Raw genomic sequence first — 16077 nt, 5'->3', positions numbered from 1 at the left:
CTAATTATTTAAATAATCTTTCAATTTAGCTTCACAAAAAACCTGTAGTAAACGACCCTTTTCGTTCACTACAGGTTTTACCTTACGTTACATTCAATTGCCACGAGACACCAAACCGATCATTCAACCAAGCAAATCTCGTGCTGAACCCATAGTTGTCTGGAGGCATCATCGTAAACCCATCTTCACTCAACTTATTGTACAGTTGATCAAACTCTTCTAGAGATTCACATGTGATATAAATGGAAAACGACGGTGTAAAATCAAACCCGTGAGAGATGTCACTATCAATACACATAAACTCTTGATCTTTAATACGAAACGTCGCTTGCATGACTGTACCTTCTCGAGCGGGTTGATCTGAACCGTAACGTGTAATCGTTTGAATTTCTGCATCATCAAAGCAATCCACATACTGATTCATCGCTCGTTCTGCGACCCCACCTTGAAACATTAAGAACGGTGTTGCTTTTTTCATGTCAAACACCTTCCTCTCTCGATAAATAATTCAGATTAACGCACATCACCTTCATCCGCTTATTTATAAGTATACTTTATTAGGTGCTATGATAAACACGCATTACACCAATGAATACTAATTCGGTATACTAAGTTTATGTAACGAATGACTGGGGGGCTTCTATGTTTTTTTCTATCATACATCTGTCATCTTGCCGATTTTACTGCTTGTGCTGATCGGTGCTTTTCTTCAGAAGAAGTTTTCCATGAACTTATCACACTTATCCAAGTTGCTTACGTATTGTTTAATGCCGGCTGCTGTTTTTCTAAACCTTTACCTCGTTGAACTTGATGCACAGTTACTGACGCAAATGATCGTCTATTTACTTCTTTTTTCACTCATAACAGTTATGCTTAGTCAACTATTATCGAAACTGCTACACTTAAAAGCAGGAGAGAAAGCCGCTTTAAACAACAGTATTACGCTCATGAATTCGGGCAACTACGGACTTCCAGTCAGTCAGCTCGTCTTTAGCGGACAGCCAATTGGAATCACCGTTCAAATTTTCGTGCTCGTCTTTCAAAATATTATGACCTATTCGTACGGTTTATACAATCTACTCGCTGCTTCCAAATCACTTTTAGAAATTTTGAAGGCCTTTATAAGAATGCCTGTAATTTATGCCGTACTATTAGGGTTATTCCTGCAATATTTGAACGTTACTCTTCCTAATTTTCTAATGGTTCCTATTGAACACCTTGCAAATGGATTTGTTGCACTCGCACTTTTGCTGCTTGGCGCACAATTATCTGCAATTTCCATACGTTATTTCCATCGCGTCATCACATGGGCACTCTTAGGGAGCTGATTGCCGGTCCTGTTATTGGCTTTTTACTTATTTCCATTCTTGGAATTAGCGGCGTGATTGCTCAGTCTTTATTTATTGCAAGCTCGTTCCCAACGTCAAGGAATACATCATCACTTGCTTTAGAGTATAACGTCGAGCCTGAGCTCCATGCTCAAATTGTACTCTATTCCACGTTACTAAGTATTTTGACTGTAACGTTTACGATCTATCTTTCAACCATACTTTTTTGATTACTCATATGCCAATTGGTGAACAATAAATCAAAGACTTGTCTGCCAGATCTTCACAATCCACTTGCAACAATGATTAATGTCAGCATGACTTACCAGCTACTAGAAAAGGGGCCTAAACATGAACTTTCATAATGAAGCTACGATTCACGTTTCACACGTATCCTTAAATGTAACAAACCTTGATCGTTCACTCTCGTTTTATGAGAAGGTTATCGGATTACATACGCTAAATCGACAAGACAACGTTGCGCAACTAAGCGCAAACGGAAAAACTCCTCTTCTCGACCTTTATCAGCCTACCGATGCACAGCCCAAAGAGTCTCGAACGACTGGCTTGTATCATTTCGCTTTATTACTTCCGACTCGCAAAGACCTTGCACACATTGTTCAACACTTTCAACGCATTGGTTTGCCGATTGCTTCCTCTGATCATCTCGTTAGCGAAGCAATTTATTTTAATGACCCTGACGGAAATGGTATTGAGATTTATGCAGATCGAGATGCAAAAGACTGGACGTGGAACGACGGTCTCGTCCATATGACAGTTGATCCACTTGATTTCGATGATTTAATCGAAGATGTAGAAGCCTCTACTTGGAGCGCTGTTCCTTCTAACACGGTGATGGGCCACCTTCACTTACACGTTGCCAACTTGCCAGAAACGGAAACCTTTTACACCGAAGGATTAGGGCTAGACGTAGTCTCTCGTTTCTCGAACCAAGCACTTTTTATTTCTGACAATGGGTACCATCACCATCTAGGCTTAAATGTCTGGAATGGCGTTGGTGCGAAGCCGCCAAGCTCTCACAGTGCTGGGCTTCGATTTTACACACTTACCCTTCCTAATGAACAAACACGCCAGGACATGATCACACGTCTACAACGATTACAGGTTACGGTAAGTGATGATTTTATGGTTGCTGATCCTTCTAACAACCAATTCCTCCTGCACGTTCCATCTTAAAAAAACGCACACCGTCAAAGGACGGTGTACGTTTCTAAATTATCGATAGAACTTCTCAGTAAAATACGGTTGATTGTCTTCGTTTATCGCAACGCCAACACCTAACCGTTCAAACTGAGATTCTACAATATTTTCCCGGTGACCGAGAGAGTTCATCAACCCTTCGTGTGCAAAAATACTACTCGCTTGACCGTACGCAAGATTCTCACCAGCTCGTGTGAAGGAAATGTTATCTTCCTCCATTCGATCAAATGGCGTTTGTCCCGCTTGATTATTGTGATCAAAATACCCATTCTGAGCCATATCCTCACTATGTTCCCGAGCCGTAAACCGTACTTCCTCACTCCACGTTAGCACACTTAGCCCATGTTGCACTCGGGCAGCATTCGTTAAGTCAAACAGCTGGTACTCGAAGCCTTCGATTAGCTCTTGGCTTTCATCCGCATAGAACTCACTTCTTTGTTGTTCTAAGCTTTCATCAATAATCTGGATAGCTGTTACAGTCTGATCTTGATGTTGATCATAAAAAATTGTGACATAGGATCCGTCAAGTTCATAAACATCGTATTCACCGTTACTATTAATCTGATAACGCATGAGCCCCTTTGTCATCACTTCAAGCGGTTCACCTAACGCATCTTGGACACTTTGTCTCGAACTTCCGTGTTCAATCCCAAATTCCGAAGTGACAAGTTCTTGGTTCGTGAACAGCGCTCTCACTTGATCTTGCTCGTCGTAAGAAACCATGATGAATTGATGATAATCTTCATGATAGGCTTCCCAATCAACACCATACTCATTTAACGTTGCACGCTGACCTTCCCCTACCTCTGCTTGCACATCGTCTCTTACATCACCAAGTTCGATATTATGAATGGCAAATTGTTGAGTACCTGGCTCATCTAATTCAGGAAGGCTAGGCTCCGTTAGTTCCTGTTCCTCCGGTTCAATATCAAACGGCAAAATCGTCGTTAACCAGTCATTAAATGATTCCATCGCTTCATACAAGTTCAACTCACCGATCCATGATTCAATGACCGCATCTAGCCGTTGCCATATCGACTCATCCTCTTGTGTCGATGTAGCGATTAAATTGCTAGTTAGCACACTCATACAAAGAATTGCGGTACTTAGCATTTTATTCAATGCAACACGCTCCATACATCCTGACGTCGTATCTTACATCGTAGCCTTACTCTATTTATTTTAAAATACGATGGACAAAAAATTAAGTGACACATCTTGTAAAATCGATTCCCTACATCGAAAGGGTTTTACTTTTTCATCTAGAATCTTTGAAAAAGACACCGTTTCAATGACTAGCAAGTGGATGTAAAGGAAACACTATAAAGGAGATTGGAGAAATAACCGTTGACCAGTTTGAGAACAGGACTCTTCCCTACAAATCGTTACAACTTTTCATAAGTACTCCTACATTCACTTGATAAAGAACATACGTTCGTATATAATGAAGAACGAAGACGTCCATCCGGAGGTGGTTTGGTGTTATATGCAGAGCCTAAAGTAAGCGCAAAGGAATGGAGAATCATTGCTAAAACGCTTGTTAGCGGAAGAGCGCAACAGGTCGATACGAAATTGACCTATTATGATGGCGTGAAACAAACGGTTACTGGAAAGGTGATCGATTGTAACAATACTGATCAAGTCGTCATTATCGACGATGGCGACCGATTTCATATCATTCCTTACCGCCACATTATGTTGGCAGCCTTAACCGTCAATGAAGAATGACAGTAACTTCAGCGGACTTACTGTCATTCTTTGTGTTAACGTTTCTAAGAAACAGCCTTTAAGCCTGTCACTCCAATGACGATGATCACAACACTTATGATTCTCCCCATGCTTTTTGATTCATTAAAGAACGCCATATTTACAATGACTGCCGCTGCCGTACCAATGCCAATCCACACGGCATAAGCGACACTCATCTGTAAATAGTTAAATGATGCATATAAGAAGATAAATGAGCCGCCAAACCCGCCGAAGAATAGCAAGGCATTTTGAAAGGTTTTGTTCGAACTAAACTTCTTTAATCCTATAACTCCAGCCACTTCAAGCATAGCTGCAATACTTACGTATAACCAACCCATGTTACGCCACCCCTTCTGCTTCAGAACTTTGATCTGCAAGCTTCAACGCAATGACCCCAATAACGAGCAACCCCATAAACAATCCTTTTAATAAGCTAAACGCACCACCGAATATAAATAGATCCATAAGTGCTGTACCTACAGTTCCCGCTGCTGCGAAAATTGCATAAACCGTTCCTGTCGGTAATCCTTCACACGCTTTAGCTAAAAAGTAAAAATCTACGATAATGATTGGAATGATAATGGCCCAATGCCACCATTCACTTGCCACATTAAACCCAAACACCCAAAGCAACTCAAAGATACATGTTAAGATGACATACATCCAAGATTTACTCATTTGATATTCCCCCTTTAGAAATGAATGACTGTCAGTCATTTTTATAATAAATAAAAAACCGTTTAAAACAGCTTAGGCAACTGGTTACATTTAATCAGTGACTGAATGTCATTCATATCTAGCATACCTCAAAGATAAACTACTGTCAACTCCCGTCACCGACTTTAAAAGTAAGAGAACGAGCTGAATGATTTGCTCATTCTCCTTTTATACTTACTCTTCTTCAAGACGCTTTATAACGGTTGCTTGCTGCGCTCTCGTTAATGGATGATTAGGATTCTGGCCATTAAAAATCCCACGGTTCGTTAATTCTTCCCAAGCGTCGCGATGAGTTTCTGGTACGGTTTGACTCGGTTGTGCAAGAATTGCTTTTGCAAGTACCCCCATCGCATCACTAACATTCAATGTGTTGTTCTGGTAGGCTTCTTGCTCTCGTTGATTTCCAAAACGACGTAATACCGTTTCGAAGCGTTCTTTTCCTGAAGCCCATTGGAAATCTTCCGCTCTCACAATCATCAACCCCTCTTCAATCGGTTTGCCATTAGGGTTCGAACGTTTCACTAATTGGAATTCTGCAGCAATGCCTAGTACATGCCCTCTCGCAATGGCATCAATCACTTCTGGTCTTTTTAATAAAGCAGCATCTCGCTGACTATCAACAAACAATGACTCGGTTAACGCAGTTCTCATGTGTTGATATGTGCCACGTAACACTGCAAAGTTCGCAGACTTTAACCCTCGATCTGTTACACTTCCGAACGCTCTAATCTCACGTAATATATTTTGTTGCAAGTGATTTCGTAGACCCGGAAGGTTTGAGCTCGAATGCATAAACGTTTCTGTTCCATTTGAAGAACCATTATGTGCATTCAAATGAATGGAGACAAAGGCATCCGCTCCCCATGCAACAGCTAACCTTGCTCGTTCATTCAAAGCAATAAACGTATCGTTCGTACGGCTCATACTCACTTGGACATTTTCATAGTCTTGTCTTAAAAGGTCCCGCACTTTCAATCCAATTTGTAAGACGAGATCCTTTTCACGCAAACCGTTTCCTTGCGCCCCTGGATCATGACCTCCGTGTCCTGGATCAATAAAAATTCTGGGCATAAGAAAACCTCCTCTTGATTACTGTACGCTAAATGTCATTTGCTGTACGTGCTAGTGTCATAGGGCATTCGCTCATTTTTTATGATCTGGCACTAAGACTTTTTAACGTTCTGCCCCTTTGTATACGACCAGAGGCAGCATACACTAGAGGCACTAACAGAAATGAAGGGGGCTTCCTTTGACATGAATGCGATTCGCAACGAAAAACTAACCGTTTCTGATCAAACACAAGTCAAGACGTTCATTACAAAAGCACGAATTGGACATTTAGGAGTAACTGACGGTGATGTTCCTTACGTAGTACCGCTGAATTATGCTTATTATAATGACCAACTGTATTTCCATGGTGCGAACGAAGGGAAAAAGGTTCGTATTATAAAAGAAAACAATCAAGCATGCTTTTCAATTTGTGAGGAGTACGGCACGATGGTCGATCCAGTTCCTGCCAAGACCGATACGGCTTATATGAGCGTGATGATTTTTGGAGAGATTGAAGAAGTCACAGATCTTGATGAGGCTACTCAAGCGATGCAAATGATGATTGATAAATACGTACCAGGGTATTACGAGCGAGCGGTTCGTAAATCACACGTGCAAAACTATCGATCTTCTGTAGGTGCTTCCACTGCTGTCTATCGCATCGATCCACAAACGATAACGGCTAAAGCTAATCCCCTCGACGAAGCCATTGCCTTTTATCCTGGCCGACGAATACATAAAGACGAAGCGACAGAATAAAGCGAGTCGAAGAGTTGTTTCGACTCGCTTTATTCTGCGTGTTTCTCATTTGAAATGTTTGCGTAGATACACGTATTTCTTAATTCATCCGTTTTATGAAGAGCAACATCGTCGTTTTGTAAAACTCCTTCTAGCGTAAACCCTAAACGTTCTGGAACAGCGCGGCTTTTTCGGTTCAATTCATCACAGCGAATCTCGATGCGATTCGCCTTTAACTCCTGAAAAGCAAACGTTGTAATGCCTTGGACCGCTTCAGTGATATATCCTTGCCGCTCGTGACGTTGATCAACCCAATAACCAATTTCAAATCGTCTCACATTCCAATTGATTCGATGTAATCCTGTAGATCCTACAAACTGACCATTTTCACGATGGAAAATATGCAATCGTAGATCTTCCCTCGTTAAAAATCTCACATGTGCTTGACGAACTTCCTCTTCGACTTTTTCCATTATTGGCACTTCTTGAGCGAATGGCATCCACAGTTTTAGCGCTTCATGCGAGTGCTTTAATGCCTCATACACAACTTTCCCGTCACCAAAACGTGGTGCTCTTATGTACAATCGTTCTGTATAGATCTCATCAGGAAATTCAATCATAATCGGATTCAACTTTGACACCCTCCTTTAGAAAAATAAGAAAGGAGCGAAATGCATTTCTCACGCTCCCTCAACTTGCTATTCATTCTATCACACGAACGATTGATCCCACACTTGATTAATTTCACGTAAACGAACATAAATGACATCGCCACTTCCATAACCATCGTTCACTTCTAGTCCAATATATTCGCTCGTGACAGTAATAAGCATGCCTTCAATAAAGTTGTTATCTGTCGTTACTTCAATACGGGTACCTAACTTTGAGTAAAGTTCTTTTTTAATCGATAAAAAAACATCTTCTTCCCTCCTTTTATGAAACGCTCTGGATCGTTTCAATTTTTCGGATTGCAATTAACACTTGTCGTTCACTATTTTCAATGACGACTATATAGTCTTTTCGTACAGCAACTAACGTGCCTGATGTCACCCCAAATGGCGTTGTTACTTCAACACTTTGTTCTTTTAAACGTTTTAATAAACGACGAAACGAGCCTTTACACAACCAGTTGAGCCAACGTCTCCAAAAATTAATAATAATCACAGCACAGTCCTCCTTTTCATTAACGCTCTTACATAGTAGATTCAACTGCACTGCTTTCGACTGTAGTACAACCTAATTTAATGCCCGTTTTCTTAAGAAACCACATACGCCTACTAAGATAAACTCTAGATTTAATAAAACGTTTGTTTAAAAAAGCTGTGAAGCCATAAATGAAGAAGAATTTGAGATTCATAATCCTTAACGTTTTTTGTCTACTATTCATGGGTACACTATAGATAGGTCAACTACTTCCATAAGAAAAAAGGTGCTTGATTATGCTAGATGCAGAGGAACGTTTTCTAATGACCCGTGAATTAGAGCGTTTACGCCAACAAGCAGCCGCCCTAAAGAATCTCCAAATGACAACTCCAATTACAGCGATCGATGAACAAATTGACTTACTCGAGCTTGTACTCAAAGAATATTAATCAAAAAAAAATAACAAGCAGGAATTCCTGCTTGTTATTTTTGCTTGATAACGATGAAAAGAAACAGTATATAACTAATCATTAAGATTGTACCGCCGATAATAAATGAAATCATCGTAAGTGTTGAACCGACTGTGTTGTACACCCACATGCCGATGACTAAACCAGTCGTTCCGATAATCGCTGTCCACGTATGGACCTTTGATAACCAGCCTTGTGATCCGAAGATTTGATAATAGATGCCCCAACTAAATAGAGACAACCACCCAACGACAAGTGCATGTGCGTGCACCGCGCGTAATGAATAATCTCCAGCTCCTGCAAGATGGCCACCCATAAATACGCCGAGAATACCAAACAAAGCAGACATTACGAGTAATGGCTTTACGTTCTCTTTCAACACAATTGCCCCCTCTAACCTATTCTCTACTCAGTGTAGCATGGCTCCTTGAGGGACGCACAACAGACGGTTCTGTTGATGTGTCTAGAGTCTAACAATTAGACATGTGCTGCTGGCGTTGTTTTCTTCCAAAACCCAATCATCAAACCGCTCACCACTGCTCCGATGATAATGGCAACTGCATACAAAAGGGTATTCGTTACCGCTGGAGTTAACATCGTAAGCACGCCCCCGTGACCGGCCATAAGTGTCACATTAAAGAGCATCGATAAACCACCTGCAATTGATGAACCGACGATAATTGATGGAATGACCCGACCAGGATCAGCAGCTGCAAATGGAATCGCCCCTTCTGTGACGAAAAACGAACCGAGTATATAATTCGTTTTCCCTGCGTCCCGTTGCTCTTGTGTAAATTTGCCTTTAAACAGTGTCGTTGCGAGTGCAATTCCAAGAGGTGGCACCATTCCCCCTGCCATAATCGCCGCGTGTGGCCCGAACTGGCCAGCGTCAATCATCGCAATTCCAAACGTAAACGCTGCTTTGTTTACTGGACCTCCCATATCAACGGCCATCATTCCGCCAAGAATAATGCCGAGGATAACAATATTACCTGTCTGCATGTTGTTCAGCCAATTCTCTAATACGGAATTAAACGCATTTAACGGATCAATTAAGACGAAATGCATGATCATTCCTACAATAAGAATCCCAAACAACGGATAAAGTAGAATCGTTTTAATGCCATCGAACGTTGAAGGTAACTTCTGGAATAACTTACGCAATCCTAAAATGACATACCCCGCAAGAAAACCTGCAATCAAGCCTCCTAAAAAACCTGCATCCCCAGTTGTCGCCATGAACCCACCAATCATACCTGGAGCAAATCCAGGTCGATCCGCGATGCTCATCGCAATGAATCCTGCTAGTACGGCTACCATCAGTCCAAATGCATGATCGCCACCAATTGAACTTAAAGCTTCCGCAATCGGATGATAACTTGGGTCATTAGGGTCCGCTGCATTAATTCCAAATAAAAACGATAATGCAATAAGAATTCCTCCACCTACGACAAACGGGAGCATATTCGAAACACCGTTCATTAGGTGGCGGTAAAATCCAAAGCCTGTTTTTTTATTCGCTGAGCCGCCCGATTCAGCTTGGTCATTTCGATGATCGGACCGGTAATATACGGGTGCATCTTGATGTAACGCTTTCTTAAGTAATTCGTTTGGCTTTCGAATCCCCGCTGCAACGGGGGCCTCAATGAGACGTTTTCCATGAAAACGATCTTTTTCGATTTTCGTATCTGCAGCAATGATGACTGCACTAGCCTGCTCAATATCCTCAGCTGTTAAGGAATTGCGTACCCCGTCCGATCCATTGGTTTCAACTTTGATCGTAATGCCTTGTCGTTTCGCCTCATCCTTTAAACCGTCTGCTGCCATATACGTATGCGCAATGCCTGTAGGGCAACCTGTAACCGCAACGATTTGCGGAGCATCTTCTGTTACCTTTTCATCATGATTAGATTCATCATGATCTTGTGCATCAATCATGGATAGAATTTCTTCCTCACTACTCGCATGCAAAAGTGAATCACGGAACTCTGCATCCATTAATAGTGAAGCAAGACGAGATAACGTTTGTAAATGATCACTGTGAGCACCTTCACTCGCTGCAATCATGAAAAACAAATGTGCAGGTTGACCATCTAATGAATCGTAATCGATGCCAGCAGAAGATCGACCAAAAGCAATCGCAGGCGATGTCACCGCTTTGCTTTTCGCATGAGGAATAGCAACACCTTCACCAATGCCTGTTGAACCTTCGCGTTCACGTTGAAGAATCGCTTCTTTAAACAAATCCGTATCTTCAATTGCCCCAGCGTCATTCAACGTCTGAATCAATTCTTCAATGACCTCTTGCTTGGACTGGCTATTCACATCAAGAACAATTGTCGTTTGCTTAAGTAGCTCAGTAATCCTCATGACGACATTCCTCCCAATTCTTCATTGTCGTTTTACGATACATCTCCAACACATCTTGTTTATTACAAAACCCCATTTGAAATGCACTTGCTGAACCACAAGCAACAGCAAAGCGTACAGCGTCTAAATCGCCATCATTCACGTGCTTTGCATAAATAAAACCAGCTACTACTGAATCTCCTGCGCCTACGGAGTTTAAGACGTTTCCACGAGGTGGCTGATAGTGGTATACGCGTTGATCCTCTGCAAAATATAATGCTCCCCGACTTGCCATTGAAACGATTACGTGTGGAATGTTGTATTCTTGTTTGAGCAGTGAACCATATTGATAAACATCTTCTAAACTTACAATCGAACGATTGTACAATTCTGAAAGCTCATGATGATTGGGTTTCACAAAGTACGGCTTCGCCGCTAACGCTTCCTTTAATGAAGAGCCGTTTGCGTCTAAATAACACCGTACCCCTCGTTCACTTAATAACTTAATCCATTTATGATAGATAGACTGATCAACAGATTCAGGTACACTGCCTGCAAAAACAACGGTATCCTCTTTGGTTAACCCTAGTAATAAGACTTCTAGATTGGCAAGATCTTTCTGAGTAATTACCGGAGAACGTCCATTAATTTCTGTCTCTTCAAGTGTCTTTAATTTTATATTGAGTCTCGTATCGCCATCTACTGACACGAAACGTTCCGCTATGCCTTCACTCGTGAGTACACTTCGAATGTACTCACCAGTAAACCCTCCAACAAAGCCTGTCGCCGTAGATGCAATGCCTAACCTTTGCAATACTCTCGATACGTTAATTCCTTTCCCACCAGGTTGCTTATCATCAGCCTCTGATCGATTCAAACGAGCCGTTTCGAAGTTTGTGACGTTCACGATGTAATCAATGGCGGGATTTAACGTCACTGTATAAATCATGAACTCACCTCGATTGTCGTTAATTTCTCTAACGATTTCACCTTACTCTGATCCGTATTCGGTGACGTGATGATAATTGCTTGTTCAACCGCTTGAACATATGCAAACGAAACTTGATCAAACTTCGTATGATCTGCTAAAACAAAGGATGTTGCGCTATTGTCCATTGCTGTTTGTTTGACATTTGCTTCCTCAGGATCAGGTGTGGTGTACCCATCTAGCGCAACCCCGTTCATTCCGAGAAATGCATAATCAAATCGATAGAAACGCAAACTTTCCACCGCTTTCGTTCCAACTAAAGCGCCAGTTTGTGGCTTTACTTTTCCGCCAATGATGTACGTCTCAATTCCATATTCCATTAACGTTTGAACGTGTTGGATTCCATTCGTAACGACAAGAAGATCGCGATCAGCTAAATACGGAATCATTTCATACGTTGTAGACCCTGCATCAAGGTAAATACACGAGCCTGGTTGCACTGCCTTTGCTGCATACATCGCAATTCCTTGCTTCTCTTCTTTGTTACGTGTCGTCTTTTCAATCATGCTCGGCTCGTCATGACGACGTTTTTGCAATGAAGCACCACCATGAACACGTGTTAACTGTTCTTCTTTCTCTAATTCAATTAAGTCACGTCGAATTGTTGATTCGGATGCGCCTACTGCATCAATTAATTGCTGGATTGTAACAACATCCTGTTTCTTTATAACTTCTAAAATCGCTTCTTTTCGCTTAATTGATAACATCATTTCACCTTCTTTTAGAAACCGCTTACAAACAGTTTATAATCAAAACTATTCACAGTCAATCAATTTCATTCATAAACATTCAATTTCTTTCAACAAAAAAAGTACCAGCTTAAGCTGATACTTTTCTTCGTTTATGAGAATTCTTTCATAAGAACAGGAGCGATTTGCTTTTTACGGGATACGACTCCTTTTAATAATGCACAATTGTCATCCAGCTTCGTCTCAAACGCACGCTCTACTTTATCAAGATCCGTACCTGAGGCAAGAATCGTTGAATCGTTGTTCAGAATATCTGTAATGACGAACAAGAAAATTTTCAATCCTTTTTCTTGAACGATTACATCTAATCGCTCTTCAATTGCAGCCTTCTGCTTGAGGACATCTTTAACATCAACCGTATTAACTTGAGCGATTTCTAAACGGTGAACCCCGACTTCAAATTCCTTTGCATCAAGTGTAACGAGTTCATTCACGGTCTTCTCACTAAGATCTGCGCCGGCTTTTAGCATGTTTAGACCATATTCTTGTGCATCAACATCCGCAAGTTGAGCTAACTCTTCTGCCGCATCAATATCTTCATCTGTACACGTAGGTGATTTGAATAAGAGAGAATCAGAAATGATTGCCGATAACATAAGACCTGCAATATTCTTTGGAATCTCTATTTGATGTTCTTTGAAGATTTTAAGAAGAATTGTCGCTGTACAGCCAACAGGCTCAGCACGATAATAGAGCGGGTCCATCGTTTCAAAGTTCGCGATTCGATGGTGGTCGATCACTTCAGTAATCTTAAAACGCTCGATATTCTCAATGCTTTGTTGGAATTCATTATGATCCACGAGAATGACTTCTTCTCGTCCTTCAACCACATCATCTGAAGCAAGCACTGGGGCTTCCGTATTAAATTGCGTTAATGCATATTCCGTTTCTTTATTAATCTCTCCAAGTCGAACGGCAATCGCATCAGCACCTCTTTGCTGCTTAAAATATGCATAAGCAATCGCAGAAGTAATGGAATCTGTATCTGGATTACGATGTCCCGTAACAATAGCTTTTGACAATGGTAGAACCTCCTAGTTTTATCTCTATATAAGATCATTCATCGATTTGTTCACACCTTTGAGAATAACATTTTTTGTAGTAACCATTCAAATGAATTTATAAAACTTCTTCCACCTCACCTAGGTAAAAAGCATGAGAGTTTATACAATTCAAGTTTCAGAGTTGGCGTCCGGGGTATATATAGAATAACGGAGGTGAAGCCATGAATCGTTTCACCCAATTCATAATTGGGCTAAACAGTTTCTTAACTCTACTACTTGTCACAGCAGTACTTCTATCAATTTTTGATGTGTACAGCGTCATGCTACAAATCGAATTATGGCCCAATACAGCAGAGTTGTTCTGGGTATTAATCGGTATTCTTTCTTTCATTGCTCTCGTTAACTTAATCTTGTTCTTTAGCAGCTTTAGAATAGGTGGACCTCCACGTTCTCGGGGACAACTAGATGTTCGTACGCAAAACGGGACATTGTCGATTTCACAACAAACCATTGATTCTACAATCTATCGTTCGGTCAAACGTTTTGAAGGAATTCGGGCGATTACAATACGCTCTCGTATTCACTCAGAAGAAGAATCGCTCGAGATTGCGATCAGTTTTTCAGTCATCGGAAATGAGCCTATTCAACAACTAGCATCTAAAGTGCAACGTGCAGTAAAGGAAGATGTTGAACACTTCTTAGAAGTTGCTGTCTCCACGGTCCAAGTGAACATTAAGGAACCTGAGCCTGACAATAGTCAAAAACAACGAGTAGTTTAAGGAGGGAGGGAATATGGACAATAAGGAAGTATTCGCTCGGTATAGAGGACGAATCATCGGCATTTTTGCCGCAATTCTGTTTAGCTTACTTTACTTTTTTGTAGGACTCTCAGTCGCAATAACCGTTTTCATCTTCTTATTTGTCGGTTACATACTCGGAAAATGGTTTGATGGAGACATCGATGTTGCTGGGTATGTAAATGCATTATTTCAACGCAGACGTTAATCTTTAATTCTAATAAAGGAGAGATTGTCCATGGCTGAAGCAACGAAAACTGAAAGAACTGAACCTAAGAAGGAAAGTATCAAAGTTCAAGAACAACGAGAGCAGGAACTTCAAGAAGTGAACCGATTCAAGCTAACATTTGATGACGAAGTGATTAAGAAGGTAACCGCAATCGCAACTAGACAAACCGACGGTATTCTTGGAATGAGTGGGAGCGTTTTTGAAGGTTTATCTGAACGATTTGGTGCTACACAGAACATTTCAAAGGGCATCTCTGCTGAAGTTGGAGAAAAGCAAGTCGCCCTCGATATTGATGTTATTATTGAATACGGCAAGAGCATTCCAACCATCTATCAAACCGTACAAGACAATGTAAGTAACGCCATTCGAGAAATGACTGGACTTGAAGTTATTGAATTTAATATGCACGTTGAAGATGTACTCACACGCAAAGAATACGAGGAGAAAGAAAACCGCAGCAACCAAACCTCTACGACAGATCGCGTCGAATAATCATGAAAGCCCAAAAGAAGGTGTTCCCACCTTCTTTTGGGCTTTTTTTAATAGCATGTAGAGATCAACATGTCGTCTCTATGTTAGACCCTACGCGTCTATATACAAAGTCTCCTTTACTAATCATTCCTACGACTATAGTTGGCCAATAAAAATAGCTCCTCTGCACCTAATGTTACGTCGTTAACTATGTTACATTTTGGTAAACGCATCAATATGGAGGTTTATTCTATGATAGAACATGTCGTTGACGATGTTCGCTTTCATTTACATGAAAAGCATGATTTCCGTTGGATCAAGAAATTTGGAAAGGTTTTTGCTGTATATCCAGACAAAAACGATGGTTACCTCTGTTTCGGTATTAATCGTAACGGTGTAAAACGATATATTAAATATGCAGGAGCAAAGACAGCGCTCTACTTTGGCAAACCCGAAGACGCTGTTGAACAGCTAGAAAAGGCAAAACTTCGCTATGAGTTCCTAAAACACCCATCTCTCGTTAAGTTAACACACCATGAAGATGTAGGCCCGGGCTATATGCTTGAGTATGAATGGATAGAAGGTGAAAACCTTTGGCGCTACCCTTTTGAACATCTAGAGCTACAAGAACGTTTACAGATGCTCGAAACGATCTTTACTTTTCACGAGAAAGTAGAACAGAAGAGCTTTGTAGCCATTGGCTTTAACAATGCGAGTATGATTTTTGACGAGACGAACAAACGATTAAAAATCGTCAACATCGATCATTATGAAAAAAACGAGCACATAAACAAGATGGAAAATGTCCTTCCTTCATCCCCTTTTGTTAGCCCAGAAGAATTAACATTAAACACGAAGCTAAATACGCGAACAAACGTATACCGTATGGGTGCAATAGCCTTCTCTGTATTAGGGAAAGATCAGAACTTAGCGGGTAGTCCGATGCACAAGGTAGCGAAACGCGCCATGAGTAAAGACTCGACAGAGCGATTTGAATCTGTACAAGACTTTCATCAGATTTGGAAAAAAGCTGTAGAAGTCAGTTTAGCTGTACAAGGTTATTAAATAAAGGAT

Annotated in this window: 21 protein-coding genes and 1 pseudogene; 9 read left to right on the top strand and 13 right to left on the bottom strand. The window is 41.0% G+C overall.

Going from position 1 to position 16077, the window contains the following annotated elements; all coding sequences use genetic code 11:
- Window positions 1–82: 82 nt before the first annotated feature.
- On the bottom strand, window positions 83–478 hold the full coding sequence (locus JCM19038_RS06385) for a VOC family protein (protein ID WP_042415864.1): 396 nt from the start codon (window positions 476–478) through the stop codon (window positions 83–85).
- A 151-nt stretch (window positions 479–629) separates the two neighbouring features.
- On the opposite strand from JCM19038_RS06385, the pseudogene JCM19038_RS06380 reads away from it, so the two are divergent.
- Window positions 630–1558, top strand: a pseudogene (locus tag JCM19038_RS06380) (AEC family transporter).
- Between the two features lie 121 nt (window positions 1559–1679).
- Window positions 1680–2525, top strand: a complete 846-nt coding sequence (locus tag JCM19038_RS06375) for a VOC family protein (protein ID WP_042415861.1) — start codon at window positions 1680–1682, stop codon at window positions 2523–2525.
- A 39-nt stretch (window positions 2526–2564) separates the two neighbouring features.
- Here JCM19038_RS06375 and JCM19038_RS06370 read toward each other — a convergent pair whose 3' ends face one another.
- Window positions 2565–3662, bottom strand: coding sequence for a CAP-associated domain-containing protein (locus tag JCM19038_RS06370; protein WP_238554323.1), 1098 nt, complete (start codon window positions 3660–3662; stop codon window positions 2565–2567).
- Between the two features lie 366 nt (window positions 3663–4028).
- Between JCM19038_RS06370 and JCM19038_RS06365 the strand changes: the two genes are divergently transcribed.
- The gene (locus JCM19038_RS06365) at window positions 4029–4277 is read left to right on the top strand and encodes a hypothetical protein (RefSeq protein ID WP_042415858.1); all 249 of its coding nucleotides are present in this window, start codon (window positions 4029–4031) and stop codon (window positions 4275–4277) included.
- Window positions 4278–4321: 44 nt separating this feature from the next.
- Here the strand turns inward: JCM19038_RS06365 and JCM19038_RS06360 are convergent, their stop codons facing one another.
- The 3 genes from JCM19038_RS06360 to JCM19038_RS06350 all read right to left on the bottom strand — a co-directional run bounded on the left by JCM19038_RS06360 (window position 4322) and on the right by JCM19038_RS06350 (window position 6086).
- Window positions 4322–4636, bottom strand: coding sequence for a multidrug efflux SMR transporter (locus JCM19038_RS06360; RefSeq protein WP_042415856.1), 315 nt, complete (start codon window positions 4634–4636; stop codon window positions 4322–4324).
- A 1-nt stretch (window position 4637) separates the two neighbouring features.
- Window positions 4638–4976, bottom strand: a complete 339-nt coding sequence (locus JCM19038_RS06355; protein WP_042415853.1) for a multidrug efflux SMR transporter — start codon at window positions 4974–4976, stop codon at window positions 4638–4640.
- Window positions 4977–5189: 213 nt separating this feature from the next.
- A complete protein-coding gene (locus tag JCM19038_RS06350) occupies window positions 5190–6086 on the bottom strand; it encodes an N-acetylmuramoyl-L-alanine amidase (RefSeq protein ID WP_052361149.1) in 897 nt (298 codons plus the stop codon).
- 183 nt (window positions 6087–6269) lie between these two features.
- Here JCM19038_RS06350 and JCM19038_RS06345 point away from each other — a divergent pair, with 183 nt between their 5' ends.
- Entirely contained in the window at window positions 6270–6824 is a 555-nt protein-coding gene (locus JCM19038_RS06345) for a pyridoxamine 5'-phosphate oxidase family protein (protein WP_042415851.1), read from the top strand.
- A 29-nt stretch (window positions 6825–6853) separates the two neighbouring features.
- Here the strand turns inward: JCM19038_RS06345 and JCM19038_RS06340 are convergent, their stop codons facing one another.
- From JCM19038_RS06340 to JCM19038_RS06330, 3 genes are all read right to left on the bottom strand, one after another.
- Window positions 6854–7435 (bottom strand): GNAT family N-acetyltransferase, encoded by a 582-nt coding sequence (locus tag JCM19038_RS06340; protein WP_042415850.1) that lies wholly within the window; start codon window positions 7433–7435, stop codon window positions 6854–6856.
- A 78-nt stretch (window positions 7436–7513) separates the two neighbouring features.
- A complete protein-coding gene (locus tag JCM19038_RS06335) occupies window positions 7514–7762 on the bottom strand; it encodes a DUF2642 domain-containing protein (protein WP_042415847.1) in 249 nt (82 codons plus the stop codon).
- On the bottom strand, window positions 7737–7967 hold the full coding sequence (locus JCM19038_RS06330) for a DUF2642 domain-containing protein (RefSeq protein ID WP_052361147.1): 231 nt from the start codon (window positions 7965–7967) through the stop codon (window positions 7737–7739). The genes JCM19038_RS06335 and JCM19038_RS06330 overlap by 26 nt, the downstream gene beginning before the upstream one ends.
- 275 nt (window positions 7968–8242) lie before the next feature.
- Here JCM19038_RS06330 and JCM19038_RS22665 point away from each other — a divergent pair, with 275 nt between their 5' ends.
- Window positions 8243–8395, top strand: a complete 153-nt coding sequence (locus tag JCM19038_RS22665) for a hypothetical protein (RefSeq protein ID WP_193745059.1) — start codon at window positions 8243–8245, stop codon at window positions 8393–8395.
- Between the two features lie 34 nt (window positions 8396–8429).
- On the opposite strand, the gene JCM19038_RS06325 is transcribed toward JCM19038_RS22665, so the two are convergent.
- The 5 genes from JCM19038_RS06325 to JCM19038_RS06305 all read right to left on the bottom strand — a co-directional run bounded on the left by JCM19038_RS06325 (window position 8430) and on the right by JCM19038_RS06305 (window position 13524).
- Window positions 8430–8795: a hypothetical protein gene (locus JCM19038_RS06325; protein ID WP_373902540.1), complete on the bottom strand. Its 366-nt coding sequence runs from the start codon at window positions 8793–8795 to the stop codon at window positions 8430–8432.
- Window positions 8796–8893: 98 nt separating this feature from the next.
- Window positions 8894–10786, bottom strand: coding sequence for a PTS fructose transporter subunit IIABC (locus tag JCM19038_RS06320; RefSeq protein WP_042415845.1), 1893 nt, complete (start codon window positions 10784–10786; stop codon window positions 8894–8896).
- On the bottom strand, window positions 10773–11714 hold the full coding sequence (pfkB, locus tag JCM19038_RS06315; RefSeq protein ID WP_042415843.1) for a 1-phosphofructokinase: 942 nt from the start codon (window positions 11712–11714) through the stop codon (window positions 10773–10775). The genes JCM19038_RS06320 and pfkB overlap by 14 nt, the downstream gene beginning before the upstream one ends.
- Window positions 11711–12460: a DeoR/GlpR family DNA-binding transcription regulator gene (locus tag JCM19038_RS06310; RefSeq protein ID WP_042415840.1), complete on the bottom strand. Its 750-nt coding sequence runs from the start codon at window positions 12458–12460 to the stop codon at window positions 11711–11713. Before JCM19038_RS06310 ends, pfkB begins: the two co-directional genes overlap by 4 nt.
- Before the next feature lie 134 nt (window positions 12461–12594).
- On the bottom strand, window positions 12595–13524 hold the full coding sequence (locus JCM19038_RS06305; RefSeq protein ID WP_042415837.1) for a manganese-dependent inorganic pyrophosphatase: 930 nt from the start codon (window positions 13522–13524) through the stop codon (window positions 12595–12597).
- A gap of 203 nt (window positions 13525–13727) precedes the next feature.
- Between JCM19038_RS06305 and amaP the strand changes: the two genes are divergently transcribed.
- The 4 genes from amaP to JCM19038_RS06285 all read left to right on the top strand — a co-directional run bounded on the left by amaP (window position 13728) and on the right by JCM19038_RS06285 (window position 16068).
- Entirely contained in the window at window positions 13728–14285 is a 558-nt protein-coding gene (amaP, locus tag JCM19038_RS06300; protein ID WP_042415835.1) for an alkaline shock response membrane anchor protein AmaP, read from the top strand.
- 13 nt (window positions 14286–14298) lie between these two features.
- Window positions 14299–14511: a DUF2273 domain-containing protein gene (locus tag JCM19038_RS06295; protein ID WP_042415832.1), complete on the top strand. Its 213-nt coding sequence runs from the start codon at window positions 14299–14301 to the stop codon at window positions 14509–14511.
- A 30-nt stretch (window positions 14512–14541) separates the two neighbouring features.
- Window positions 14542–15024 carry an Asp23/Gls24 family envelope stress response protein gene (locus JCM19038_RS06290; protein WP_042358881.1) on the top strand — a complete coding sequence of 161 codons (483 nt, stop codon included), beginning with the start codon at window positions 14542–14544 and terminating at the stop codon, window positions 15022–15024.
- A 231-nt stretch (window positions 15025–15255) separates the two neighbouring features.
- Complete coding sequence (locus JCM19038_RS06285) at window positions 15256–16068, top strand: hypothetical protein (RefSeq protein WP_042415830.1); 813 nt, start codon at window positions 15256–15258, stop codon at window positions 16066–16068.
- Window positions 16069–16077 lie beyond the last annotated feature (9 nt).

This window comes from Geomicrobium sp. JCM 19038 (assembly GCF_000698125.1).
Taxonomy (GTDB): domain Bacteria; phylum Bacillota; class Bacilli; order Bacillales; family Marinococcaceae; genus Geomicrobium_A.
This window is presented reverse-complemented; position numbering and strand designations above follow the sequence as displayed.

Coding starts and splice junctions, on each gene's coding strand:
- JCM19038_RS22665 (WP_193745059.1), top strand. CDS start 8,243: ATGCTAGATGCAGAGGAACGTTTTCTAATGACCCGTGAATTAGAGCGT.
- JCM19038_RS06290 (WP_042358881.1), top strand. CDS start 14,542: ATGGCTGAAGCAACGAAAACTGAAAGAACTGAACCTAAGAAGGAAAGT.
- JCM19038_RS06350 (WP_052361149.1), bottom strand. CDS start 6,086: ATGCCCAGAATTTTTATTGATCCAGGACACGGAGGTCATGATCCAGGG.
- JCM19038_RS06375 (WP_042415861.1), top strand. CDS start 1,680: ATGAACTTTCATAATGAAGCTACGATTCACGTTTCACACGTATCCTTA.
- JCM19038_RS06310 (WP_042415840.1), bottom strand. CDS start 12,460: ATGTTATCAATTAAGCGAAAAGAAGCGATTTTAGAAGTTATAAAGAAA.
- JCM19038_RS06285 (WP_042415830.1), top strand. CDS start 15,256: ATGATAGAACATGTCGTTGACGATGTTCGCTTTCATTTACATGAAAAG.
- JCM19038_RS06320 (WP_042415845.1), bottom strand. CDS start 10,786: ATGAGGATTACTGAGCTACTTAAGCAAACGACAATTGTTCTTGATGTG.
- pfkB (WP_042415843.1), bottom strand. CDS start 11,714: ATGATTTATACAGTGACGTTAAATCCCGCCATTGATTACATCGTGAAC.
- JCM19038_RS06370 (WP_238554323.1), bottom strand. CDS start 3,662: ATGCTAAGTACCGCAATTCTTTGTATGAGTGTGCTAACTAGCAATTTA.
- JCM19038_RS06295 (WP_042415832.1), top strand. CDS start 14,299: ATGGACAATAAGGAAGTATTCGCTCGGTATAGAGGACGAATCATCGGC.
- JCM19038_RS06345 (WP_042415851.1), top strand. CDS start 6,270: ATGAATGCGATTCGCAACGAAAAACTAACCGTTTCTGATCAAACACAA.
- JCM19038_RS06360 (WP_042415856.1), bottom strand. CDS start 4,636: ATGGGTTGGTTATACGTAAGTATTGCAGCTATGCTTGAAGTGGCTGGA.
- JCM19038_RS06355 (WP_042415853.1), bottom strand. CDS start 4,976: ATGAGTAAATCTTGGATGTATGTCATCTTAACATGTATCTTTGAGTTG.
- JCM19038_RS06385 (WP_042415864.1), bottom strand. CDS start 478: ATGAAAAAAGCAACACCGTTCTTAATGTTTCAAGGTGGGGTCGCAGAA.
- amaP (WP_042415835.1), top strand. CDS start 13,728: ATGAATCGTTTCACCCAATTCATAATTGGGCTAAACAGTTTCTTAACT.